The organism is Natrinema soli (assembly GCF_028618695.1).
The window spans coordinates 1-582 of the sequence record NZ_JAQIVI010000360.1; the positions used below are offsets into that span (position 1 = coordinate 1).

Here is a 582-nt window from a genome sequence, read left to right on the forward strand (position 1 = left end):
CCGCCCTCGAGGCCGCCGTCGGCGACGCCTGGGCACGATACCACGTCGCCGACGGCGGCGTCCGGGCCGTGGAGTCGAGGCTCGACGGCGAGACCGTCGTCGTGAACTACGCGGTCGATGACGTGGCCAGACGCGGCGTCGGCGAGCAATGGATCGTCGACTACTTCGCGACAGGCACGTCGCTGACGCGCTACCAGCTGGTGGCCGACCGGATGACGATTCACGCGCCCGACGGAACGGTGATCACGAACCGAATCCCCGACGCCGAGATCGACGGCAACGCTGCGACGTGGACGAACGGAAACGAGCGCGGCGCGGGCGGTGACTTCGGCGAGCAGACGCGCGTCACCTACGGCAGCGGCGGCGTCCTCGGGACGGCGACGGGCTATGCGACGATCGGCCTCGAGGTCGGTCCGTCGGCCCTCGTCCGCGGGCTTGCTATTGGATTCGTTCCCGGTGCGTTGATCGGTCTCTTCGGGACCGCGATCGGTCGCTCCGACGGCGGACGCGCTGCGATCGAGAGAGTGACGGCCCGTCTCGTTCCCGAGCGGCCGCCGGTCGACGCCGCGACGCTCGAGCGCC

At 70.8% G+C, this 582-nt stretch carries 1 pseudogene; it reads left to right on the forward strand.

Annotation, left to right across the window (positions count from 1 at the left end):
- Positions 1 to 582, forward strand: a pseudogene (locus PGX04_RS20635) (hypothetical protein); the annotation flags it as partial.